We start from the raw sequence: 23468 nt of genomic DNA, 5'->3' as shown, positions 1-23468 counted from the left end.
GGCGGGTGGCCGTCCCGGGGTCCGGCGGCCACCCCTCTAGTGCGCCCCGCGCGAGGTCAGCACGGCCGGGACGGTGCGGGCCAGGATGGCGAGGTCGACGGAGAGGCAGTGGGTGTCGACGTACTCCAGGTCCAGCAACACCATCTCGTCCCAGGGGAGTTCGGAACGCCCGTTGACCTGCCAGAGGCCGGTGAGGCCCGGCCGTACGGTCAGCCGGCCCCGGGCCAGGCCCGTGTAGCCGGAGTCCTCGACGACCAGGGGGCGGGGGCCGACCAGGGACATCTCGCCGCGCAGCACGTTGAAGAGCTGCGGCAGCTCGTCGAGCGAGAGCCGGCGCAGGATGCGGCCGACGGGGGTGACGCGGGGGTCCGAGCGGAGCTTGAAGAGGTGCCCGTCGGATTCGTTGAGCGCGGCCAGGTTCACGCGTTCGGCCGCCGCCCCGATGTGCATGGTGCGGAACTTCAGGATGTGGAAGGGCTTCCCGTGCAGACCCGCCCGGGGCTGACGGTAGATCGCGCCGCCGGGCGAGGTGAGGGCAACAGCGGCATACACCGAGGCCAGGACGGGTGCGAAGAGGAGCAGGAGCAACACACTGCCCGTCAGATCGAGTGCGCGTTTCGCGGACAGCGACCGCATCGCCGCATCCTTTCGTGGGATCTTTGTCCGACTTGATGGGAATAGTCGGCTTTATGGCTATGACCATCGCACGATGAACACAAGTCGGCTGTCGCGCCACGCGTGCCGCTCAGCCGGACAGCAGCACAGGACGGAGAGGTGGTTGTGGGGGTGGCATCGATGTCGAGGCTCCACCGGGTACGGGCGCGTCTGAAGGCGCGGAGCACATGGAAGTACGCGTGCGCGGGGCTCGCCCTGCTCGTCGGGCTGACGGGGGTCGCGGGCTGGCTGGCGTACCGGAAGATCGACGGCAACATCCGCACCGACGAGGCGACCGCGGCGGCCCTCGCCGAGCACGGCGCGGACCGCCCGGCCCGCCATCCGGGCACGGCGCAGAACATCCTGCTGCTCGGCTCCGACTGGCGGAAGGAACAGGGCAGCGAGCGCAGCGACACCGTGATGCTGCTGCACCTGGCCGCCGACCGGAAACGGGCCGAAGTCCTCAGCGTCCCCAGGGACTTGAGGGTCGACATGCCGAGCTGCCTCAAGGAGGACGGCAGCTACAGCCTCGCCCAGAACGCCCAGTTCAACTGGGCCTTCCAGTTCGGCGGGGCCGCCTGCACGATCCGTACGCTGGAGAAGCTGACCGGCATCCGGATCGACCACCACCTGATCGTCGACTTCAAGGGCTTCACGAAGATCGTGAACGCGGTCGGCGGGGTCGAGGTCGACCTGAAGAAGCCCGAGCACGACCCCAACGTCGGCCTCGACCTCAGCGCGGGCAAGCACCTGCTGAAGGGCGAGACCGCACTCAGCTACGTACGGGCCCGGCAGTACGTCGGCGACGGCAGCGACCTCAACCGGATCAACCGCCAGCAGGACTTCGTCAACCGCCTGGTCGGCAAGATCCGCGGCGACGGCACCCTCACCAACCCCGCCCGGCTCTACCCGGTGCTCGACGCGGCCACCTCGGCGCTCACCGCCGACTCCGGCCTCGACTCGCTGAGCGAGCTGTACGAGGTCGCCGACAGCCTGCGCGAACTGCCGCCCGGCGCCCTCACCTTCACCACCCTCCCGCACCACCAGGCACCCGACCACTGGTACCGCCTGGACCTCGAACAGCCGGAGGCGCGGCGGGTGTTCGAGGCCGTGAAGAAGGACAAGCCCGTGCTCGCGGCCCTCAAGAAGGCCCAGAAGGAGCCGTCGGAGGAGAACCCGGAGCCGGAGTTCGAGCCGGTGCACGACGAGTACGAGTGAGTGCGTGAGCACCCCCACCGGCCCGGGGCCGGGAGCGGGCGCGGGCACGCGGGAGAAGCAGGCCGCCCCTCGAGCCCGCGCCCTGGCGGGCGGCTTCGGCTGGGAGACCGGGGCGCTGATCGCCGCCATGGTCCTCCAGCTCGGCTACGGGGCCTGGACCGGCCGGCACCTGAGCGCCCTGCACTTCGGCGCGTACGCCACCGCCACGGCCGTCGTGCACGTCAGCGCGTCGCTGACCAGCGGACTCACCCAGTACGTGCTGACCTCGCGCGAGCGGGGGCCCGCCTTCCTGGCCCCGTCGCTGCTGCTCGCGGCCGGGACCGGGGCCGCCTCCTGCCTGTTCTTCGAGGCGGTGGCCCCGCTGTGGGGGCTCGTCTTCAGCGGGGTCCCCTACCTCGTGGACTTCGTCCGCATCCTCGTCCTCCAGAACCTGATCGCCCCGGTGGCGGCCGTCTGCACGGCCGCCCTCCGGGGCGAACTGCGTTTCCGGACGGCCGCGTTGCTGGAGCTGGGCGGGCAGGCGGTCGGCTGGACGTGCGCGCTGAGCGCCCTGATCGCCGGATGGATTCCGTACGGGGTCGCGCTGTCGCCGGTGCTGTCGGGCGTGGTGCCGTGCGTGGGCGGTCTGGTGCTGCTGCGGGGGATGCTGCGCGGGGCGCGGTGGGAGCGGCCGGGGCGGGAGCTGTGGCTCTCGCTGCGCTCGTGCGCCGCGTTCACGCTGGTCCAGTCGCTGACGTACAACCTCCAGGTGTGGAGTGCGGCGCTGGTGCTGGGCGCGAGCGGGACCGGGCACTTCTCGCGGGCCGTGTACTTCGTCTCGATGGTCTCCCAGACGCTCACCCAGGCGCTGGTGCGGACCTCGACTCCCTTGTTCACGCGGCTGGCCGAGACCCCGGAGCGGCTGGCGGGGGCGCTGCGGGACGCGCTGACGGTGGCGTCCGGGCTGCTCGGGGTGTGCCTGGGTGTGGTCGCGGGGGTGGGGCCGGTGGGGCTGTTGCTGCTGCTGGGACCGGGGTGGGAGGAGGCGGCGGCGCTGGTGGTGTGGTTCGTGCCGGGGCTCGCGCTCCAGGTGCTGTGCACGGTCGGGTATCAGGCGGACCGGGTGCGGGGCGACGTGGCGGGTGTGGCGGTGGTGCAGCGGGTGGTGCTGGTGGGGATGCTCGCCGGGGTGGGCGTCGCGGCGGCGCTGGCCGACGCCCGGCTGCTGGCGCTGGCGCTGCTGCTGGCGACGGGGGCGGGGCACGCCTGGCAGCTGCGGCGGTGGCGTCGACTGCCGGGCTGGCAGGGGATGTTGGGCGAGTACGCCGTCCACACCGCACTCGGTGCGGTCGTCGCGGGGGCCGCCCGGCTGGGGAGCGTGGCACAGGGCGGCGGGCCCGGACTCGTACCTCTTGTGTACGGACTGCTGGCGGGCGGCGCGGCTACGGCGTGCGCATGGCCGGTGCGGCGGTGGATTCCCGCGCTGCGGCTGGCCTCGGCACACGGGCTGCTGGGGCGGAAGACTGCTGCCCCGCCCGCTGTGCCGAGGCAGTCGACAGCACCGTGAACAGGGTCAGGGTGAGCACCAGATAGGGCGTGAACCCGTTGCCCCGCAAGGGTGCTTCCGGCACGCACAGCACGAGGGTCGTCGCGGTGAGCGCCCAGCTCAGGCCGTGGGTGACGGCGGCCGTGCGGGCGGCGGTCCACAGCACGACCAGCAGGAAGACCAGCAGCCCGGCGGCTCCGGCGATGCCCGCCGTCCCCAGGGTGTGGAGAACCTGGTTGTGCGCGTGGTCGAAGGCGCCGCCCACCGGCGAGCTGCGGTCGCTGAACAGGCCAGGCCCGTACCCGAACCAGATGTTCTCGTGGAAGGCCTCCAGCGCCAGCCGCCACGGCAGTTCGCGCCCGTGCAGGGTGGCGACCTCGTCCGAGCTGGTCACCTGGTGGAAGCCGTCGACCACGGCCGGGGAGAACAGCGCCGCGCTGCCCGCGAGCCCGGCCGCCACCAGCCGCTTGACCGCCGGGTGCACCCGGCCCGCGCGCAGGGCGTCCTCCCTGCGGTAGACGAAGAGCAGCGACACGAGGGCAGCCAGCCAGGCCGTACGGGACTGGGCGAACAGCAGGGTGAGGCCCGCCGCCGCACTGTGCACCAGCCACAGCCGGGTCCTGGCGATGCCCTGCACCTCCAGCAGCAGGGCCAGTACGGAGAGCGTGCCCAGCGCGGCAGGGTGGTTGGAGAGCCCGGCGAGGCGCCCGCCCGGCATCACCAGGTCGAGCCCGAAGTTGACCACCGGGCTGGCCAGCACCGCCCAGTTCGGGGCGACGACCAGCACCAGCAGGCTGCCGTACGTGAACACGCGCAGCCCCGCGCGCAGGGTGCGCACCAGCGTCTCCAGGCGCGGGCGGGGGGCCAGTTGGAACGCGGTGAGCAGCAGCGGGGCCAGCCACAGCCGCCAGTCCCCGGCCCCGCCGTGCCCCGCCCACACCCCGGCCAGCACCGGGCCCGCGTACATCAGCAGCGCCCCCGCCAGCACCGCAGAGCCGGGCCTGCGGCGGGCCGGGCGGGGGGCGACCAGGGCGATCACCAGGGTGGCGGTGAACAGGGCGAAGGACAGTCCGGCCCAGCCCACGGCCGCCTGCATCCGCCAGGGTGCGAGCGCGACCTCCGCGCGGGGGGTGCCGTAGGCGGCGCCCAGGACGTCGTTCGCGGCGACGATGGCGCGGCCCCAGACCACGGTGGCGAAGAACGCGGGGCTGAGCAGGACGACCCAGAGGCAGGCGGTGCGCAGTTGGGCGGCGACGGTGGCGGCAGGGCTGTCGGGGCTTTCCCGGCTGCCGTCGTGGGCCCGCGCGGGCGGTTCCGGACTGGGCCGCATGGCCGGGCTCAGGCGTTTCATACCTTATCTCCGTGATTGTCCGATTACGCTCCGCAATGACCGTACCGGAGGACGAAGTGAATGCCAGAGCCCATGCAGAAGCCCTTCTCAAGCGGTGGAAGTTCATCGCGCTGTGCGCCCTCGCAGGTCTGCTGACCGGACTGCTCGCCACCTGGCTCAGTACGCCCGTCTACCAGGGGCACAGCCAGATCTTCGTCTCCGCGCGCGCGGTGGCGGACACCCAGCAGCTCGCCCAGGTCTCCTCGTTCGGCCAGGACCGCGTCCAGTCGTACGCGGACCTGGTGACGAGCCGGCCCGTGATGGAGGAGGTCGTCGCCGAACTCGGCCTCGAACAGCGCCCGGACGAGCTCGCCCAGCAGGTCAAGGCGTCCTCCCCGATCGGCACGGTGCTCATCAACATCACCGCCTCCGACCGCTCGCCGCGCGGCGCAGCCGACATCGCGAACGCGGTCGCCCGCCATCTGATCGACGCCGTAGGGGAGTTGGAGACCCCGGTCGGCGGGGGCGCGATCCCGGTGAAGCTGTCGGTGTCGCAGTCCTCCGACGTGCCCGCCCGCCCCGACAGCCCCCGTCCGCTGCTCAACCTGGCCGCCGGACTCTTCGGCGGACTGCTGGTCGGCGTCGGGACCGCGCTGCTGCGCGAGGTGCTGGACTCCAGCATGGCGACCTCCGAGGAGCTCGGCGAGGCCGTCGAACTGCCCGTCTTCGGCTCCATCCCGCTCAACCGGATCGGCAAACAGCAGACCCTCGTCCTGGAGGAGAACGGAGCCGGCGGCTACTCGCGCCGCGCCGAGGCCTACCGCCAGCTGCGCACCAACCTCCAGTTCGCCTCCGTAGGACAGGCCCCCAAGGTGATCGCGGTCAGCAGCGCGCTGCCCGGCGAGGGCAAGACCTCCACCGCCGTCAACCTGGCCGCCGCCCTCGTCCTGGACGGCCGCCGGGTCTGCCTGGTCGACGCCGACCTGCGGCGGCCCCGGCTCGCCGACGGGCTCGGCCTGGTGGCCGACGCGGGACTCACGACGGTCCTCATCGGGCAGGCGGAGATCGAGGACGTCCTCCAGTGCGGGCCCGGCGGGCTCCAGGTGCTCACCTCGGGCCCGGTGCCGCCCAACCCCGTCGAACTGCTCGCCTCCGACCGGATGGGCGCGGTGCTTCGGGAGCTCGGCGAGCGCTTCGACACCGTCGTCGTCGACACCGCACCGGTGCTGCCGGTCGCCGACACCGTGGGGCTCGCCCTGCACGTCGACGGGGTGGTGCTGGTCGTACGGGCCAGGAAGACCGGCCGCGACCAGGCGGCCGGGGCGGCGGCGGCCCTGCGCGGGGTCGGCGCGACCCTGATCGGGGCGGTGCTCAGCATGACCCAGGACCGGCGCGGGGTCGGCAGCTACAGCTCGTACCACAGCTACAGCCCGGTCGGCCCGCCCACGGGCAGGGCGGCGTGGCTGCACCGGATCGGGCGGCCGAGGGGCGCCTCGCAGTCGCATTCGCAGTCGTCGTCCCCGGAGCCGGTGCTCGCCGCCAAGTCGTCGCGGAAGAAGATCCGGTGACCCCCGCCCTCCTCGACCCCGCCGGGCCCACCTTCCGCCAGCGGGCCCTGTGCGCGGTGATCCGGGCGGGCCGCCGCACCCTCGCCGCCACCCCGCTCTCCGGCAGCGGCCCCACCTCGGCCCTCTCCGCCGCCCTGCACCGGCTCGCCTTCCCGGTGGCGGGGACGGTCGTGCCCTACCGGGGGCTGCGCTTCACCACCGCCGAGGGCGACCGGTGCGTGGCCACGGCCATGCTGGGCGGGGCGTACGAGAGCCTGGAACTCGACCTGTACGAGCGGCTGGCGGCCCGCGCCTCGGGAATCGTCGACGTCGGCGCGAGCATCGGCCTGTACTCCTGCACGGGCGCGGCGAAGATGCGGCCCGACGGCCGGATCACCGCCTTCGAGCCGGTCCCGGCCAACGCCGAGGCCCTGCGCCGCAACCTCCGCCTCAACGGCCTGGCCGACCGGGTCCGGGTGGAGGAGGTCGCCGTCGGCCCCGCCCCCGGTTCGCTCACCCTGCACCTCGACCCCGCCAACAGCGGCGGCCACAGCGCCGCCCCGGACGCCTTCGGGCCCGGCGGGCGGACGGTCACCGTGCCGCGGGTCGCCCTGGACGCGTACCCCTGGGAGCGCCGGCCCGACCTCGTCAAGATCGACGCCGAGGGGTACGAGGTCCAGGTGCTGCGGGGCGCGGTGCGCACCCTGGCGCAGGGCCGTCCCGCCGTCTTCGTCGAGTACGTCCCGGAGCAGGTCGCGGCGTGCGGGGACGACCCCCGCGAGATCCTCGACGCGCTGTGGGCGGACGGGCGCGGGGTGTTCGTGCTGGACAAGGTCTGCGGTGTCGTACGGCGTGCGGACCGGGCGGCGCTCGCCGCCCTGCGTGCCCGCCACCCCCACTGCGACAACCTCCTCTCCGTCGGCCGCCCCGCCCACCGGGCGCTGCTGCCCGAGGGCTCGGCGCGGGTCTGGAGCTGTGCCGGGTGAGTTTCGAGGTGCTCTTCGTCTGCACCGGCAACGTGCACCGGTCGGTGCTGGCCGAGCGGCTGCTGGCGCAGCACGCGGGGGCGGGGGTGCGGGTCGCCAGTGCGGGGACGCGGCCCCCGGGACCGTACGAGATGGACCGCGAGACCCGGACCGTACTGGAGCAACTGGGCGGTGAGGGAAGGGACTTCACCTCGCGGCGGTTGACCGGGGAGATGGTGGCGGGGGCCTCGCTCGTGCTGGGGATGGAGCGGGAGCACCGGGAGGCGGCGGTGCGGCTGCGGCCGGGGGCGCTGCGGCGGGTGTTCACGCTGCGGGAGTTCCTGCGGCTGGCGGAGGGGGCTCAGGGGGCTCAGGGGGATGTGGTCGCGTACGCCGCCGGGATGCGGGGGGAGGTGGCTCCGGTGGATGCTGAACAGGACGCGGTGAGTGATCCGTGGGGTCTCGGGTACGAGGCGCTGAGCGCCTGCGGGACCCTACTGGACGCCCACACCCGCGCTCTGGCCGCGCTGCTCACTCCGGTCGCACCTCGCTGACCTGCGGAAATGCCGACCTGCTCGACTCTTGCGGATAAGGACCGCATAAGAGTTGAGTGGGGTCGACTCAGGTCTGTTGACTCCGGCGTACGAGTGATGCATCCTTGAGCCAGATCCACTCAAGTACGTAACTGGAGGAATCCGAAATGGCACGTGCGGTCGGCATCGACCTGGGCACGACTAACTCCGTCGTCAGCGTTCTCGAAGGCGGCGAGCCCACCGTCATCACCAACGCCGAAGGCGCCAGGACCACGCCGTCCGTCGTCGCCTTCGCGAAGAACGGCGAGGTGCTCGTCGGCGAGGTCGCCAAGCGCCAGGCGGTCACCAACGTCGACAGGACGATCCGTTCGGTCAAGCGCCACATGGGCACTGACTGGAAGATCGACCTCGACGGCAAGTCCTTCAACCCGCAGCAGATGAGCGCCTTCATCCTGCAGAAGCTGAAGCGCGACGCCGAGTCCTACCTGGGCGAGAAGGTGACCGACGCGGTCATCACCGTCCCGGCGTACTTCAACGACTCCGAGCGTCAGGCGACCAAGGAGGCCGGTGAGATCGCGGGCCTCAACGTCCTGCGCATCGTCAACGAGCCGACCGCCGCCGCGCTGGCGTACGGCCTCGACAAGGACGACCAGACGATCCTCGTCTTCGACCTCGGTGGCGGCACCTTCGACGTGTCCCTCCTGGAGATCGGCGACGGCGTCGTCGAGGTGAAGGCCACCAACGGTGACAACCACCTCGGTGGTGACGACTGGGACCAGCGCGTCGTCGACTACCTGGTGAAGCAGTTCCAGGGCAACCACGGTGTGGACCTGGGCAAGGACAAGATGGCTCTCCAGCGTCTCCGCGAGGCCGCGGAGAAGGCGAAGATCGAGCTGTCGTCCTCCACCGAGACGTCGATCAACCTCCCCTACATCACGGCTTCGGCCGAGGGCCCGCTGCACCTGGACGAGAAGCTCACGCGCTCGCAGTTCCAGCAGCTGACCTCCGACCTGCTGGAGCGCTGCAAGACGCCGTTCCACAACGTCATCAAGGACGCGGGCATCGCCCTCTCCGAGATCGACCACGTGGTCCTCGTCGGCGGCTCGACCCGCATGCCGGCCGTGGCCGAGCTCGTCAAGGAGCTCACCGGCGGCCGCGAGGCCAACAAGGGCGTCAACCCGGACGAGGTCGTCGCCATCGGCGCCTCGCTCCAGGCGGGTGTCCTGAAGGGCGAGGTCAAGGACGTACTGCTCCTCGACGTCACCCCGCTGTCCCTGGGCATCGAGACCAAGGGCGGCATCATGACCAAGCTCATCGAGCGCAACACCACGATCCCGACCAAGCGGTCCGAGATCTTCACGACGGCCGAGGACAACCAGCCGTCCGTGCAGATCCAGGTCTACCAGGGCGAGCGCGAGATCGCGGCGTACAACAAGAAGCTCGGGATGTTCGAGCTGACCGGTCTGCCGCCGGCCCCGCGCGGCGTGCCGCAGATCGAGGTCGCCTTCGACATCGACGCCAACGGCATCATGCACGTGGCCGCGAAGGACCTCGGAACCGGCAAGGAGCAGAAGATGACCGTCACCGGCGGCTCCTCGCTGCCGAAGGACGAGGTCAACCGGATGCGTGAGGAGGCCGAGCAGTACGCGGAGGAGGACCACAAGCGCCGCGAGGCCGCCGAGACCCGCAACCAGGCCGAGCAGCTCGTCTACCAGACGGAGAAGTTCCTCTCCGACAACGCGGACAAGGTCCCGGGCGAGGTCAAGACCGAGGTCGAGACCGCCGTCACCGAGCTGAAGGAAAAGCTCAAGGGCGAGGACACCGCTGAGATCCGTACGGCCACCGAGAAGGTCGCCGCCGTTTCCCAGAAGCTCGGCCAGGCCATGTACGCCGACGCTCAGGCCGCCCAGGGTGCGCCGGGTGCCGAGGGTGCTGCCCCGGGTGCCGGTCAGGCCGCCGACGACGACGTCGTCGACGCCGAGATCGTGGACGACGAGAAGGACAAGAAGGGCGGCGCTGCCTGATGACGGAGGAGACTCCGGGCTTCGACGAGAAGCCCGACGTCTCTTCCGGCGCGGACGACGCCGAGCCGAAGGCCGCTGAGTCCCCCTCCTCGGAGGAGGGCTCGGCGGCCCCGGCCGACGACGCGAACGCCGCGAAGGACGTCGCACTGACCGCCCAGCTGGACCAGGCCAAGATGGCGCTCAACGAGCGTACGGCCGACCTCCAGCGCCTCCAGGCGGAGTACCAGAACTACCGTCGCCGCGTGGAGCGGGACCGGATCACGGTCAAGGAGATCGCCGCGGCGAACCTCGTGACCGAGCTCCTCCCGACCCTCGACGACATCGGCCGGGCCCGTGAGCACGGCGAGCTGGTCGGCGGCTTCAAGTCGGTCGCCGAGTCGCTGGAGACGGTGGCCGCGAAGATGGGCCTCCAGCAGTTCGGCAAGGAGGGCGAGCCCTTCGACCCGACGATCCACGAGGCCCTGATGCACTCGTACGCGCCGGACGTCACCGAGACGACCTGCGTGGCGATCCTTCAGCCGGGCTACCGGATCGGCGAGCGTACGATCCGTCCCGCACGGGTCGCGGTGGCCGAGCCCCAGCCGGGCGCGGCCGACAAGTCGGAGGACTCCGCCGCCTCCGACGACAAGAAGGAGAGCGGTGACCCCGAGAAGGGGTAGTGCCGCACTGCTGGATCCGAGAGGAGGGACGTCGAGGAAATGAGCACGAAGGACTTCGTCGAGAAGGACTACTACAAGGTTCTCGGCGTCCCCAAGGACGCCACCGAGGCCGAGATCAAGAAGGCGTACCGGAAGCTCGCCCGCGAGTTCCACCCGGACGCCAACAAGGGCAACGCGGAGGCCGAGGAGCGTTTCAAGGAGATCTCCGAGGCGAACGACGTCCTCGGTGACGCCAAGAAGCGCAAGGAGTACGACGAGGCGCGCGCCCTCTTCGGCAGCGGGGGCTTCGGCCCCCGCCCCGGGGCGGCCGGCGGTTCGTTCAACTTCGACCTCGGCGACCTCTTCGGCGGCGGCACGGCCGGCGGCACCCAGACCGGCGGCTTCGGCGGCGGCATAGGCGACGTGTTCGGCGGCCTCTTCAACAGGGGCGGTACGGGCACCCGTACGCAGCCCCGCCGCGGCCAGGACATCGAGTCCGAGGTGACGTTGAGCTTCACCGAGGCCGTCGACGGCGCGACCGTACCGCTGCGGATGTCCTCCCAGGCCCCCTGCAAGGCGTGCTCCGGCACCGGCGACAAGAACGGCACCCCCCGGGTGTGCCCGACCTGCGTCGGCACCGGCCAGGTCTCGCGGGGCGGCGGGGGCGGCTTCTCCCTCACCGACCCGTGCGTCGACTGCAAGGGCCGCGGCCTCATCGCGGAAACCCCCTGCGACGTCTGCAAGGGCTCGGGCCGGGCCAAGTCCTCCCGCACGATGCAGGTGCGCATCCCCGCCGGAGTCACCGACGGCCAGCGCATCCGCCTGCGCGGCAAGGGCACTCCGGGCGAACGCGGCGGACCGGCCGGCGACCTGTACGTCGTCGTCCACGTCGACGCCCACCCGGTCTTCGGCCGTAAGGGCGACAACCTCACCGTCACGGTGCCGGTGTCCTTCACGGAAGCCGCCCTCGGCGGCGAGGTGAAGGTCCCCACCCTCGGCGGACCGCCGGTCACCCTCAAGCTGCCCGCCGGGACGCCCAACGGGCGCACCATGCGGGCCCGCGGCAAGGGCGCGGTCCGCAAGGACGGCACCCGCGGCGACCTCCTGGTCACCGTGGAGGTGGCGGTGCCGACCGAACTGAACGACAAGGCCAGGGAAGCCCTGGAGACTTACCGTGAGGCCACGGCGGGCGACGACCCGCGGGCCGCACTCTTCCAGGACGCGAAGGGAGCGTAGGAGAGCAATGGACGGCCGACGACGCACCAATCCTTACGAGCTGACCGACGAGTCACCGGTGTACGTCATCTCGGTCGCCGCCCAGCTCTCCGGCCTGCACCCGCAGACCCTGCGCCAGTACGACCGCCTCGGCCTGGTCTCCCCGGACCGCACGGCCGGGCGCGGCCGCCGCTACTCGGCCCGCGACATCGAACTCCTGCGCACGGTGCAGGCGTTGTCCCAGGACGAGGGCATCAACCTGGCCGGCATCAAACGCATCATCGAGCTGGAGAACCAGGTCGCCGCCCTCCAGTCCCGCGTCGCCGAACTCTCGGCGGCGGTGGACGGCGCGGCCGCCGCCCTCCAGCAGCGCGAGGCCCAGGTGCACGCGTCGTACCGGCGCGATCTGGTCCCGTACCAGGACGTGCAGCAGACGAGTGCGCTGGTGGTCTGGCGGCCGAAGAGGTCTTCGGACTGAGTCCTCGCGGTTGTACGGGTTCGGCTGGCTCATGGGGGCCGGGAAGCACTGGGTGCTTTCCGGCCCCCTTTGCGTTGTCGGGGGGCTGCTGAACTCCAGGGTGGCCGCTGTCAGGCCCTTTGCGGGCCGTGGACGAGCTGGAACCAGGCGGACTTGCCGGGGCCGACTGCCCCCGCACCGCCCTCCGCACGGTCCGCGTCCAGGTCCGTACCCTCCACGTCCTCGGCCTCACCCCGCGCGAGATCGCCCGTGCCGTCGAGTGGGCCGACACCGGCAGCCTGCACGCCCTCGACGCCCTCCACCGGGGGTGAAGTGTGCGGCTTCACGCTCCAGTTGGGCGGCGGCACGCGCGCCGAGTGGCGCATCAGGTCTGTACGGCACGTGTTGCTCGCCGTCATCTGCGGGGCGCACCCAAGAGGACACTCCTGAGCGTCGGCTCCCAGGGGTCTGTCCTCCGGAGATGGCTGTAATCCAGGGCAAACCAGGGTTCCTTCTCGCCGCTGAGTTGCTCGACGGCGATGCTGTCAGATGCCGGTACGAGGTGGAGCTGCTGACGGCGTAGGGGCCGCGCCCCGTCACGGGATGAGGTCCGTGACGACGTCGACCAGGGTCAGCCACATGGGCTGGCCGCCCGTGCCGTACGCCGCTGCGAGCGTGTAGCCGACGGACGCGTCGACGGGCTGCGGGTCGGCGTCCTCCTTCCACTCCACGAGGACCGTCTCGTCGCCGTCGGCGGTGAACTCGCCGAGGACGGTCTTGTCGCGGAGGAAGGTGCTGGTGGCCATGGAGGTGGGGACCAGGCGGTAGTGGGTGCCCTCGTGGGTGGCGTCGATCTTGTACGTGGAGCGGCGGAAGCGGCCTCGGCCGGGGCGGATCTCGGCGGGGGTGTCCTCGACGGTGAGCGTGAGGGCGGCGGCGGAGCGGGTGCCGATCGCGCTGTAGGTGTCGGCTCCGTCGATGCCCCCGTTGCGGATCAGATCGGTACGGGGGATGCCGGGGCCGGACACGGTGATGCGGCGGTGCGGGGTGATGGAGACCGTGACCGGGCCGAAGAGGGGGTCGTCCAGGGGTGGGCGGGACGACGAGGGGGCCTCGGGGGTCTCGGGGGCCTTGACGAGGTCGACGGGGGAGGGGTGCTCGGTCATGCCGGGGCCTTCGGGCAGGAGGGGCTGGCTCACCTGTGGAGACCGTACCGAGGGGTGGAGGGTTGCGCACTCCGGGGGACTTCTTGCAGGTCAGGCGTCCAGGATGCCGGACGTGGCGATGAGGTAGCCGAGTTGGGCGCGGTTGGTGGTGCCGCCGAGGGAGGTGGCGAGTTTGGCGATGTGGGCGCGGCAGGTGCGGATGTTGAGGCCGAGGCGGTGGGCGATGGCTTCGTCGGTGTTGCCTTCGATGAGGAGGCGGGCGATGGTGCGGCGGATGGTGGTGGTGTGGTGGGGGAGGGGGTCGGTGAGGGGGACGGCGTACCGCCAGTGGTGCTCGAAGACGTCGGTGAAGTAGCGGATGAGGTCGGGGTGGTGGATGTGCAGGGCCACTTCGGGGCCGGGGGAGGCGGGGACGAAGGCGGAGGTGTCGTCGAAGATCATGAGGCGGTCGACGCGCTGCTCGACGGTGCGGATCTCGCAGTGGGGCGGGAGGCGTTCGGCGTAGGCGTAGACGCCGTAGCTGAAGCGGATGCTGTGCTGGTAGAGGGTGCGGATGCGGACGTTGTGCTCGATTGCCGATGCGGAGCGCACCAGGGCGTCTGCCAGGGTTTTCGGCTTGCGGGCGCCGCCTGGCTGAATGGTCAGGACTTCGGTGCGGGCCTGTGAAGCCGCGCGGTCGAGTGCCGGGTCGATCTGGTCCTTGCCGGTCAGGACGGTGAGCGCGGGGCGCTGCTCCGGAGTCAAGGCCTGTCCGTTCTCTGGCGGGGCTGTGGTCGGTGGCTCAACCGTCGAGGATGCCGGACGTGGCGATGAGGTAGCCGAGTTGGGCGCGGTTGGTGGTGCCGCCGAGGGAGGTGGCGAGTTTGGCGATGTGGGCGCGGCAGGTGCGGATGTTGAGGCCGAGGCGGTGGGCGATCGTTTCGTCGGTGTTGCCTTCGACGAGGAGGCGGGCGATGGTGCGGCGGATGGTGGTGGTGTGGTGGGGGAGGGGGTCGGTGAGGGGGATCGCCTGGTGCCAGATCCGGTCGAAGGCGGTCGTCAGGTGGGCGACGAGGGAAGGCTCCCTCAGCTCCAGGGCGATCTGCGTGCCGGGGCCGCACGGGACGAACGCGGCCGTCTGGTCGAAGATCATCAGCCGGGGAGGGAGCTCCTCCGTGGTGCGCGCCTCCAACTGGACGGTGGGCAGGCGTTCCAGATATGCCTGCAACCCGTAGTCGTACCGGACGGTGTGCTGGTAGAGGGAGCGCATGCGGACGCCACGGTCCGCGAGGAGGGCCGTCCGTTCCAGCGCCTCGGCGAGGTGGATCTCGGACCGGGCTCCACCGGGCTGGAGCGTGCGGACTTCCGCGCGGCAAGCGGCCGAAGCGATGTCCAGGGAGGCGTTGATGCGCTCAAGCCCTTCCAGGACGGTGATCGCCGGGAGCAAGACTGTTCCGTTCGAGGGGGACCGCCAACGCGGTCAGGAGTCGAGGATGCTCGACCTTGCTATCAGAAAGCCGAGTTGGGCGCGGCTGCCACTGCCCAGCGCAGCGGCGAGTTTGGCGATATGTGCGCGGCAGGTGCGGACGTTCATGCCGAGTCGGCGGGCGATGGCCTCGTCCACGTATCCCTCCACGAGGAGTTTGGCGATGGTGCGCTGCACACCCGTGATGCCTTCGGGGGTGGGGTCGTAGGAGACCGGCTCGATCAGCGGGGTGGCTCGGCGCCAGAAGTGTTCGAAGACGTTGGCCAGATAGGCGACGAGGCCGGGATGTCTCAGTTCCAGGGCGATCCGGCGGTCGTCCTGGGCCGGTATGAAGGCGACCGTACGGTCGAAGACCAGCAGGCGGTCCGGCAGTTCCTCCAGCGTACGTATCTCGACCTTGTCGCCGGCCATCATCTCCGCGTAGGCCAGGGTGCCCTGGCTGTGGCGTACCGTGTGCTGGTAGAGCGTGCGAATGGAGCCGCCACGGCCGTTGAGTGCGCGGCCGCGCGACACGGCGGCGTTCAGAGCGTCCTCGCTGCGTCCGCCTCCCGGCTGGATCGTCAGCACCTCGAACTTCGTGTCGGCCAGGGCCAGGTCGAGAGCGGCATTGATCCGGGGCTCCCCCTCCAGCACCGTGATGGCGTAGGTGGGCGGAGGGCTCTGTGCGCTGATGGTCATGAATGGCTCGAAAGTATCGGTGAGTTCGACGCTCAGCCGTCGGTTGACCTGAATGTCGTTCTCGATCGTCAGGAGCCTTTTGGCCAGTGCCGACGCGGGTGGAACCGGTCGGAGCCACAGTGCGTCGTCCGGGTCGGGGTGCAGCAGGGCCAAGTCCATCAGGCATGGGGCCGGTGCCACTTCGGTGCGAGAGATCCGGCCCGAGCGCAGCGCACTCGCGTACAACTGCTTTGCGGCATCGCACATCTCGGTTATCGCGTGGGGATGTGTCGAGTTGGCGGCATTTGTAGTCATAGGTCCGTCCCCCAGGGTCCTGAACGTGCAAGAACATGATGCACCGGGCCTGTGGCGTTGACGTGGCTCAATGAGCCATCGTCTTTACGGCGGGGGTGAGGAACCCATGGAAGTGAGGACAAAGCCGACTATGTATCAGCGAATGCTTCGTTCAGGTCTTGCGGTGGCCTTCTCCGCCGTGGCGGTCTTCGGCGCGATCGCGCCGTTGGACATCGCCTGGTCCAGTGGGAAGGACGGGGCGGGTGCCGCGGTGGCGTTGCCGTCGGACATCGCCTGGTTCAAGGCGCCGGGCAAGCCGGGTGCCGTGGCTGCCCAGCCGTCGGACATCGCCTGGTTCAAGGCCCCGGCCAAGCCGGGTGCCCTGGCTGCCCAGCCGTCGGACATCGCCTGGAACTTCAAGGCGGATGCTCAGCCGTCGGACATTGCCTGGAACACAGCCTCGGCCGACAAGGGCGCCTGACATGCCGTCGGACGACCCCTCGTTCAGACGTGAAGTGGCCCGGGTCATGCGCAGCGGATGGCACCTCATCGACCTCGTCTCTGCGCTCCCCGAGCCCGGTGACTCGCTGATGGTGACCCTCTTCGGGGACCCGATCCTGGTCGTCCGTGAGAGGGACGAGGAAGTCCGTGCCTACCGGTGTCTGCGCCGCCCGCGCGGCGCGCCGCAGCCCATCCGGTGCGAGATCCGGTACGGCAACATCTTCGTGAACCTGGAGAAGGCCGACCACCAGCTGTACGAGACGGAAGGCGCTCCACGCGCCACCCCCCGCTCCGTCTCGCGCACGGACCGTACGACCCGCACCACCACCCGGTCCGCCTCGCGGACCGCCACAGCCACCCCCCGCAGTGCCTGACGCGATTCCCCCGTCGCAGTAGATCGCCCAGGCGCTTCCCCCACACAGCGACGTCCTCGTGAACCTGAACACGAGGGCGTCGCTGTGCTGTGCCCAGGTCCAAGTGAGGGCTACGCGTTGCCGAGGCCCCGGGTCACCGTGATTTCGAGGACGACCCGTTCCGGGTTCTCCCGCGGCTGCCGGCCGTAGCGCTCGGCGTAGCGCCGTTCCGCGTCCGCGACCTCCTCCGCGGAGTCGCGCACCCGGGCCACCCCCTCCAGCGTCGACCACTTCGCGCCCGCGAACTGGCACACGGCCACCCGCGCCCCCGCCTCGCCCGCCGCCCGCACATGGACCGCCTTGCGGCTGCCGCGCGAGCAGATCACCCGGGCGATGCCCTGTTCGACGTCGTACGTCACCCCTACCGGCACCACGTGTGGCGTCCCGTCCCGGCGCAGGGTAGTGAGGGTGCAGAGGTGCTTCTCGCTCCAGAAGGCGCGGAACTCGGAGCTCGGACGGTGCAGGTCGATGGCCATGGAGCGCAGATTAGCCCCCAGGGTGACCAGCGATCGTAAAGCTGAGTGGAATAGACTCAACTTTGTGCACGTTGGATGAGTCATAGAGGTCGTGCCGCTGGGCATGCGGACCGACGACAGCCTTGCCGATGCCGTGAGGGCGTACAGGAGGAGAGTGCAGACGTGGAAGCCGAGCTGACCAACAGGAGCCGGGACGCGATCAACGCGGCCACCAACCGGGCCGTGACCGACGGCCACCCCGATCTGACCCCCGCGCACTTGCTGCTCGCTCTGCTGGAGGGTCAGGACAACGAGAACATCACCGACCTGTTGGCCGCTGTGGAAGCTGATCAGGCGGCTGTACGGGCCGGGGCCGAGCGGATTCTCTCCGCCCTGCCCAGCGTCACCGGGTCCACGGTCTCGCCCCCGCAGCCCAACCGCGACATGCTGGCCGTCGTCGCCGACGCCGCACAGCGCGCGAAGGAGCTGGGGGACGAATTCCTGTCGACGGAGCACCTGCTCATCGGCATCGCCGCCAAGGGCGGTCAGTCCGCCGACGTACTGAAGAACCAGGGCGCGAGCGCGGAGAAGCTGCTCGACGCCTTCGAGAAGAGCAGGGGAGGACGCCGGGTGACCACTCCGGACCCGGAGGGCCAGTACAAGGCCCTGGAGAAGTTCGGCACGGACTTCACGGCCGCCGCGCGCGAGGGGAAGCTGGACCCGGTCATCGGCCGCGACCAGGAGATCCGGCGTGTGGTGCAGGTGCTGTCGCGCCGGACCAAGAACAACCCCGTCCTCATCGGTGAGCCCGGCGTCGGCAAGACCGCCGTGGTCGAGGGGCTCGCCCAGCGCATCGTGAAGGGCGACGTGCCCGAGTCGCTCAAGAACAAGCGGCTCGTCTCGCTGGACCTGGGCGCGATGGTCGCCGGTGCCAAGTACCGGGGCGAGTTCGAGGAGCGGCTGAAGACCGTCCTCTCCGAGATCAAGGAGAGCGACGGGCAGATCATCACGTTCATCGACGAGCTGCACACGGTGGTCGGCGCCGGGGCCGGTGGCGATTCGGCCATGGACGCGGGCAACATGCTCAAGCCCATGCTCGCCCGCGGTGAGCTGCGCATGGTCGGCGCGACCACGCTCGACGAGTACCGCGAGCGCATCGAGAAGGACCCGGCCCTGGAGCGCCGCTTCCAGCAGGTGCTGGTCGCCGAGCCGTCCGTCGAGGACACCATCGCGATCCTGCGCGGGCTCAAGGGGCGGTACGAGGCGCACCACAAGGTGCAGATCGCGGACTCCTCGCTGGTCGCCGCCGCGACGCTGTCCGACCGGTACATCACCTCCCGCTTCCTGCCCGACAAGGCCATCGACCTCGTGGACGAGGCCGCCTCCCGGCTGCGCATGGAGATCGACTCCTCGCCCGTCGAGATCGACGAGCTCCAGCGGTCCGTGGACCGGCTCAAGATGGAGGAGCTGGCGCTCAAGAACGAGACCGACGCCGGTTCCGTGCAGCGCCTGGAGAAGCTGCGCCGCGACCTCGCCGACAAGGAGGAGGAGCTGCGCGGCCTCAACGCCCGCTGGGAGAAGGAGAAGCAGGGCCTCAACCGCGTCGGTGAGCTGAAGGAGAAGCTGGACGAGCTGCGCGGCACAGCGGAAAGGGCCCAGCGCGACGGCGACTTCGACACCGCCTCCAAGCTGCTGTACGGGGAGATCCCCGGCCTGGAGCGCGAGCTGGAGGAGGCCGCCGAGGCCGAGGCCGAGGTCCGTGACGTCGACACCATGGTCAAGGAGGAGGTCGGCCCGGACGACATCGCCGATGTGGTGGGGTCGTGGACCGGGATTCCGGCCGGTCGGCTCCTGGAGGGCGAGACGCAGAAGCTGCTGCGGATGGAGCAGGAGCTGGGCAAGCGGCTCATCGGGCAGACCGAGGCCGTGCAGGCCGTCTCCGACGCCGTACGCCGTACGCGTGCCGGGATCGCCGATCCCGACCGGCCCACCGGGTCCTTCCTCTTCCTCGGGCCGACCGGTGTCGGCAAGACCGAGCTGGCGAAGGCCCTCGCGGACTTCCTCTTCGACGACGAGCGCGCCATGGTGCGCATCGACATGAGCGAGTACGGCGAGAAGCACTCGGTGGCCCGTCTGGTCGGTGCCCCGCCCGGCTACGTCGGGTACGAGGAGGGCGGCCAGCTCACCGAGGCCGTGCGCCGGCGTCCGTACAGCGTCGTGCTCCTCGACGAGGTCGAGAAGGCGCACCCGGAGGTCTTCGACGTGCTCCTCCAGGTCCTGGACGACGGCCGTCTCACCGACGGCCAGGGGCGGACGGTCGACTTCCGCAACGCCATCCTGATCCTGACCTCCAACCTCGGCAGCCAGTACCTGATGGACCCGGCGACCCCCGAGGACGTCAAGAAGCAGCAGGTCCTGGAGGTCGTACGGTCCTCCTTCAAGCCGGAGTTCCTGAACCGGCTGGACGACCTGGTCGTCTTCTCCGCGCTCAGCAAGGACGAGCTGGCCCACATCGCCGAGCTCCAGGTGGCCCGCCTCGCCAAGCGGCTCGCCGACCGCCAGCTCACCCTGGACGTCACCCCCGACGCCCTGGCCTGGCTGGCCGAGGAGGGCAACGACCCGGCGTACGGCGCCCGCCCGCTGCGCCGTCTCATCCAGACCGCCATCGGCGACCGCCTGGCCAAGGAGATCCTGGCCGGTGAGGTCAAGGACGGCGACACGGTCCGCGTCGAGCGGGTCGGGGACGAGCTGCTGGTGGGGCCCGCGACCGGGGTCTCCACGGAGAAGAAGCTGTAAGGGGTACGAGCCGGGCCCAAGGGGTGCGATTCGCGGCGATCTGTAAGCCCGCAGCGGATCGCACCCGCCGGGGCTTGCGTTCACCCTCCCGGGATGGGAGAGGATGACCGCAACCGTACGAAGGGAAATACACGGTGAGCATCGACCCGTCCTCGATTCCGAATTTCGGGGGACAGCCCGAACCGCAGCCCGAGGGACCGGCAGGCCCCGTCATCCCCGACCAGGACCTGGTCAAGCAGCTCCTGGACCAGATGGAGCTCAAGTACGTCGTGGACGACGAGGGTGACCTCGCCGCGCCGTGGGAAGAGTTCCGCACGTACTTCATGTTCCGCGGCGAGGAGGACCAGCAGGTCTTCTCGGTGCGTACGTTCTACGACCGTCCGCACAGCATCGAGGACAAGCTCCAGCTTCTTGAGCTCCTCGACGACTGGAACCGCCGCACCCTGTGGCCCAAGGTCTACAGCCACACCCACGACGACGGCTCCGTCCGCCTCATCGGCGAGGCGCAGATGCTGATCGGCACCGGTGTCTCGCTGGAGCACTTCGTGTCGTCCACGGTCTCCTGGGTCCGCGCCTCCATCGAGTTCGACAAGTGGGTCGTCGAGCAGCTCGGTCTGGAGAAGGACGTCGACTCGGCCGTCGAGGACGAGAAGAAGGACGAGGACGGCGACGCGTAAGCGCCTCCCCTCACATCGGCATCGGCGCGACCGTCAGCAGGTACGTTCCGTACGCCATCGAGAGCCCGGCCAGGGCTGCGGTCACCACGACCGCGGCCCGCGGCCGGGCTTTCGTCATGGCGCAGGCCAGCGGGAGGAGCAGGGGGAAGGCGGGGAGCAGGAAGCGGGGCTTGGACTCGAAGAAGCCCGCGCCGCCGACCGTGATCAGGACCAGCACGCCCGTGTAGACGAGCAGCGCGAGCGGGGGGCGGCGGTCCATTCCGTACGCCATGAGCGCGAGGAGCAGGACGCCGACGGCGACGATGACCAGCGCCATCGGGAAGCTGAACCGTTCCGGCGCGCTGACCAGGTGCCTGATGAATTTGAGCGTGCCCGAGCCGAAGTCGAAGCGCGAGGACCAGCCCGCCTGCACGGCGAAGTAGCCGCCGAGCGGGTCGCCGGTGCGGATGCCGACGTGCAGGACGTACGAGGCCCAGCCGAGCGGTGCGAGCAGTGCGCCCGTCCAGACGCGCCAGCCGCGCTGCCGGCCCTTGAGGAGCTCGTACGCCGCTGTCAGGACGACGGCGGCCACCAGCGCCACCGCGTTCGGCCGGGACAGCCCCGCCACCGCGGCCAGCGCGCCCGCGAGCAGCCAGCGCCGGGTCAGGACCGAGTACAGCGACCAGGCGGAGAGGGCGACGAGGACGGGTTCGGTGTACGCCATGGACAGCACGACCGAGTGGGGGAGCAGGCCCCAGAGCGCGACGGTGACGGTCGCGACCCGGCGGCCGTAGAGGCGGTCAACCACCGCGAAGATGCCCCAGGCGGCGGCCAGCGCGGCCGTCCACGAGATCAGCAGGCCCGCGCCGCCGGGCGTGACCGGCAGGACCGTGCAGACGGCCCGGATCAGGCCCGGGTAGAGCGGGAAGAACGCCAGGTCGCTCTGGACGACCTCGCCGCCCGCGAAGACCTGGGTGTGGCCGTAGCCGTGCGTGGCGATCCGGGTGTACCAGAGGGAGTCCCAGGACTGGCCGAGCAGCTTGAGGGGGGACTTGCCGATGTGCCAGGCCCAGACCGCCATCAGCAGCATCCCGGTCAGCCGCACCCCCGCGAACACGCCGAGCGCGGGGGCCGCCCGCAGGAAGGCGGTGCGCAGCCGCGCCGCCGGATCGGGGCGGGTTGCCGGGGGTGCGGGGGCGGTCTTCGACTGGGCGGGGACGACGGTGTCGACGGAGGTGTCGACGGACACGGGGCTACCTCCGGGCGGCGGGGACGGTCGCGGGGCGACCGGGGACCGGTCGAACCGACCTTGATCGGCCCCGGTGCCGTCCGCTACCGGAGGTCGGCCGACCGGGTGTACGGGAAGCGTACGGGGTGTCAGCAGCACTGTGCAGAAAGGTTTTTGCCCTTCTGGGGTTCCGTCGGCCTTTCCGTGGGCCCTTCCGTCGGCCGGCCCTGCAGCAAGCTGCACCGGAGCCTGCAGGAAGCTGCGCGTCGGGGCGCGTGGTGGGCACGGTTGCCGATGGGAATGTAGGAAGGCACGGAAAGTGCAGGTCAGACAGGGTGCCGACGAGGGGAGACACAGTCGTGTCCGGAGCACAGACGCCACAGCAGACGCAGGCGAACGCGGAACTCACCAAGCTGGCGCTGATCAACGCCATGCTCATGGTGGTGCTCGCCGTCAGCATGACCTCCTTGGAGGGCACCCTGCGCACGATCGTCGGCAGCACGCTCGGCTTCGTGATCATCATCTGCGCGGGGTACACGGGTGCGGCGTACAAGCGGAGCAAACGGCAGTCCTGAAGCCCCGGCCCGGGGTCTTCGAGGCCTGGATCCGGGGTCTTCGAGGCCTAGATCCAGCCCCGCTCGCGCGCCAGCAGCGCCACCTGGAAGCGGTTCGTCGCGTCCAGCCGCTGCATCAGGGACGCCACGTGCTTGCGGTACGTACGGACCGATATGCCCAGGTCACGGGCGCCCGCCTCGTCCTTGTCGGCCGTCCGGAGGGCGTCGAGCACCTGCCGCTCGACGCCCTCCGGCCGGGCCCCCGGCGACTGCGTGGCGCCGCTCGGGGCCGGGAGCGGGTCGGCCGCCTCCCACATCTGCTCGTACAGCTTGACCAGGGTGGCGACCAGCCCGGGCTCGCGCGTGAGCAGGGCGCCCTTGCTGCCGTCCTCGGGGTCGAGCGAGGTGAGGGCCACCGCCCGGTCGCAGACGATCATGCGCTCGACGGGCTGCCGCGCGATCCGTACCTCGCAGCCCTTGTCGGCGAGTTCCCACAGGTAGGCCATGGTGCCGGGGTCGCCCAGGGCGTCCCGGCCGAGCAGCGAGCGCATGGCCACGCCCCGGCGCAGGACCCGCATGTCCAGCGGCCTGGAGTGGGAGATGTGGTGCGGGGAGAGGACTCCCCGGGGCTGCGCGGTCAGGTTCTCGGTGCGGGTGAAGAAGGTCATCTCGTCCAGGGCCGCCTGGATGTCGTCCAGGCTCTCCAGCCGCTGTACGGGAGGGCCGTCCCGCCCCACCCGGCTCGCCTCGGCCAGGCCCGCCGCGCGCTCGTCGTGCAGCGAGTCCACGATGCCGCAGCGTGCCACCTCCGCCTCCAGCGCGTCCCGGCTGCGCGCGAGCCGCCGCTCCACCAGGCGCTCCACCGCCTTGCCGGGCGGCACCGGCCGCAGGACGCCGTCCTGGGCGGTGGCCAGGCCGAGGCCCACGACCCGGCTGCCCCGCGCCGCCGCCGCGTCGGGCGACAGCCCCAGGTGCCGGGCCAGCGCGTCGTGGTCCGCCCCGCCCAGGCGCAGCAGCAGCCGGTACGCCTGCTCGACGTCCCCTCCGGCTTCCAGGAACTCCAGATTCGGCCCGGTCATGGCCCCCGCCCTCCCCCGTGCGCACGGCTGGTCGGGCCATGCTGCTCGGGCACATGGAATCACCGATTCCGGGCTGCTGACCAGCGGCTTCCAGGTCG

At 70.8% G+C, this 23468-nt stretch carries 23 protein-coding genes and 1 pseudogene; 15 read left to right on the top strand and 9 right to left on the bottom strand.

Features of this window, described 5'->3' with window-relative positions:
- Positions 1–36 precede the first annotated feature (36 nt).
- Positions 37–636 carry a sugar transferase gene (locus IE269_RS09295; protein WP_189822342.1) on the bottom strand — a complete coding sequence of 200 codons (600 nt, stop codon included), beginning with the start codon at positions 634–636 and terminating at the stop codon, positions 37–39.
- Between the two features lie 159 nt (positions 637–795).
- Here IE269_RS09295 and IE269_RS09290 point away from each other — a divergent pair, with 159 nt between their 5' ends.
- Together IE269_RS09290 and IE269_RS43035 are read left to right on the top strand one after the other, a co-directional pair.
- On the top strand, positions 796–1872 hold the full coding sequence (locus tag IE269_RS09290) for an LCP family protein (protein ID WP_189822341.1): 1077 nt from the start codon (positions 796–798) through the stop codon (positions 1870–1872).
- A gap of 127 nt (positions 1873–1999) precedes the next feature.
- Positions 2000–2887 (top strand): annotated as a pseudogene (locus tag IE269_RS43035) (oligosaccharide flippase family protein); the annotation flags it as partial.
- A 406-nt stretch (positions 2888–3293) separates the two neighbouring features.
- Here IE269_RS43035 and IE269_RS43030 read toward each other — a convergent pair.
- The gene (locus IE269_RS43030; RefSeq protein WP_229897506.1) at positions 3294–4748 is read right to left on the bottom strand and encodes an O-antigen ligase family protein; all 1455 of its coding nucleotides are present in this window, start codon (positions 4746–4748) and stop codon (positions 3294–3296) included.
- 56 nt (positions 4749–4804) lie between these two features.
- Here IE269_RS43030 and IE269_RS09280 point away from each other — a divergent pair, with 56 nt between their 5' ends.
- The 8 genes from IE269_RS09280 (at position 4805) to IE269_RS09245 (ending at position 12438) form a co-directional block, all read left to right on the top strand.
- Positions 4805–6295: a tyrosine-protein kinase domain-containing protein gene (locus IE269_RS09280; protein ID WP_189822339.1), complete on the top strand. Its 1491-nt coding sequence runs from the start codon at positions 4805–4807 to the stop codon at positions 6293–6295.
- Positions 6292–7260, top strand: a complete 969-nt coding sequence (locus IE269_RS09275) for an FkbM family methyltransferase (RefSeq protein WP_189822338.1) — start codon at positions 6292–6294, stop codon at positions 7258–7260. The genes IE269_RS09280 and IE269_RS09275 overlap by 4 nt, the downstream gene beginning before the upstream one ends.
- The gene (locus IE269_RS09270) at positions 7257–7793 is read left to right on the top strand and encodes an arsenate-mycothiol transferase ArsC (RefSeq protein ID WP_189822337.1); all 537 of its coding nucleotides are present in this window, start codon (positions 7257–7259) and stop codon (positions 7791–7793) included. Before IE269_RS09275 ends, IE269_RS09270 begins: the two co-directional genes overlap by 4 nt.
- A gap of 146 nt (positions 7794–7939) precedes the next feature.
- Positions 7940–9796 (top strand): molecular chaperone DnaK, encoded by a 1857-nt coding sequence (gene dnaK / locus IE269_RS09265; RefSeq protein WP_189822336.1) that lies wholly within the window; start codon positions 7940–7942, stop codon positions 9794–9796.
- Positions 9796–10455: a nucleotide exchange factor GrpE gene (grpE, locus tag IE269_RS09260; protein WP_189822335.1), complete on the top strand. Its 660-nt coding sequence runs from the start codon at positions 9796–9798 to the stop codon at positions 10453–10455. The genes dnaK and grpE overlap by 1 nt, the downstream gene beginning before the upstream one ends.
- Before the next feature lie 39 nt (positions 10456–10494).
- Positions 10495–11670 (top strand): molecular chaperone DnaJ, encoded by a 1176-nt coding sequence (gene dnaJ / locus IE269_RS09255; protein ID WP_189822334.1) that lies wholly within the window; start codon positions 10495–10497, stop codon positions 11668–11670.
- A 7-nt stretch (positions 11671–11677) separates the two neighbouring features.
- The gene (locus tag IE269_RS09250) at positions 11678–12127 is read left to right on the top strand and encodes a heat shock protein transcriptional repressor HspR (protein WP_189822333.1); all 450 of its coding nucleotides are present in this window, start codon (positions 11678–11680) and stop codon (positions 12125–12127) included.
- Positions 12128–12255: 128 nt separating this feature from the next.
- A complete protein-coding gene (locus IE269_RS09245; protein WP_189822332.1) occupies positions 12256–12438 on the top strand; it encodes a hypothetical protein in 183 nt (60 codons plus the stop codon).
- Between the two features lie 264 nt (positions 12439–12702).
- Here IE269_RS09245 and IE269_RS09240 read toward each other — a convergent pair whose 3' ends face one another.
- The 4 genes from IE269_RS09240 to IE269_RS09225 are packed head-to-tail and all read right to left on the bottom strand — an operon-like array spanning position 12703 to position 15661.
- Entirely contained in the window at positions 12703–13305 is a 603-nt protein-coding gene (locus IE269_RS09240; RefSeq protein WP_189822331.1) for a hypothetical protein, read from the bottom strand.
- 57 nt (positions 13306–13362) lie between these two features.
- A complete protein-coding gene (locus IE269_RS09235; RefSeq protein WP_189822330.1) occupies positions 13363–14016 on the bottom strand; it encodes a helix-turn-helix transcriptional regulator in 654 nt (217 codons plus the stop codon).
- 37 nt (positions 14017–14053) lie between these two features.
- A complete protein-coding gene (locus IE269_RS09230) occupies positions 14054–14698 on the bottom strand; it encodes a helix-turn-helix domain-containing protein (RefSeq protein WP_189822329.1) in 645 nt (214 codons plus the stop codon).
- 33 nt (positions 14699–14731) lie between these two features.
- Positions 14732–15661: a helix-turn-helix transcriptional regulator gene (locus IE269_RS09225; RefSeq protein ID WP_438817530.1), complete on the bottom strand. Its 930-nt coding sequence runs from the start codon at positions 15659–15661 to the stop codon at positions 14732–14734.
- A 190-nt stretch (positions 15662–15851) separates the two neighbouring features.
- On the opposite strand from IE269_RS09225, the gene IE269_RS09220 reads away from it, so the two are divergent.
- Complete coding sequence (locus tag IE269_RS09220) at positions 15852–16169, top strand: hypothetical protein (protein WP_189822327.1); 318 nt, start codon at positions 15852–15854, stop codon at positions 16167–16169.
- Position 16170: 1 nt separating this feature from the next.
- Positions 16171–16563 (top strand): Rieske (2Fe-2S) protein, encoded by a 393-nt coding sequence (locus tag IE269_RS09215; RefSeq protein ID WP_189822326.1) that lies wholly within the window; start codon positions 16171–16173, stop codon positions 16561–16563.
- 110 nt (positions 16564–16673) lie between these two features.
- Here the strand turns inward: IE269_RS09215 and IE269_RS09210 are convergent, their stop codons facing one another.
- Entirely contained in the window at positions 16674–17078 is a 405-nt protein-coding gene (locus IE269_RS09210) for a pyridoxamine 5'-phosphate oxidase family protein (RefSeq protein WP_189822325.1), read from the bottom strand.
- Between the two features lie 162 nt (positions 17079–17240).
- On the opposite strand from IE269_RS09210, the gene clpB reads away from it, so the two are divergent.
- On the top strand, positions 17241–19853 hold the full coding sequence (gene clpB, locus IE269_RS09205) for an ATP-dependent chaperone ClpB (RefSeq protein ID WP_189822324.1): 2613 nt from the start codon (positions 17241–17243) through the stop codon (positions 19851–19853).
- Positions 19854–19987: 134 nt separating this feature from the next.
- The gene (locus tag IE269_RS09200; RefSeq protein WP_189822323.1) at positions 19988–20530 is read left to right on the top strand and encodes a type III secretion system chaperone family protein; all 543 of its coding nucleotides are present in this window, start codon (positions 19988–19990) and stop codon (positions 20528–20530) included.
- A gap of 10 nt (positions 20531–20540) precedes the next feature.
- Here the strand turns inward: IE269_RS09200 and IE269_RS09195 are convergent, their stop codons facing one another.
- On the bottom strand, positions 20541–21758 hold the full coding sequence (locus IE269_RS09195; RefSeq protein ID WP_229897504.1) for a glycosyltransferase family 39 protein: 1218 nt from the start codon (positions 21756–21758) through the stop codon (positions 20541–20543).
- A 338-nt stretch (positions 21759–22096) separates the two neighbouring features.
- Between IE269_RS09195 and IE269_RS09190 the strand changes: the two genes are divergently transcribed.
- Positions 22097–22312 carry a hypothetical protein gene (locus IE269_RS09190; protein WP_189822322.1) on the top strand — a complete coding sequence of 72 codons (216 nt, stop codon included), beginning with the start codon at positions 22097–22099 and terminating at the stop codon, positions 22310–22312.
- A gap of 47 nt (positions 22313–22359) precedes the next feature.
- On the opposite strand, the gene IE269_RS09185 is transcribed toward IE269_RS09190, so the two are convergent.
- The gene (locus IE269_RS09185) at positions 22360–23370 is read right to left on the bottom strand and encodes a helix-turn-helix transcriptional regulator (RefSeq protein ID WP_189822321.1); all 1011 of its coding nucleotides are present in this window, start codon (positions 23368–23370) and stop codon (positions 22360–22362) included.
- Between the last annotated feature and the right edge of the window lie 98 nt (positions 23371–23468).

This window comes from Streptomyces spiroverticillatus (genome assembly GCA_014650415.1).
Classification (GTDB): Bacteria; Actinomycetota; Actinomycetes; order Streptomycetales; family Streptomycetaceae; genus Streptomyces; species Streptomyces spiroverticillatus.
Note: the sequence above shows the minus strand (reverse complement) of the source record. Positions and strands in the feature narration are given on the sequence as shown.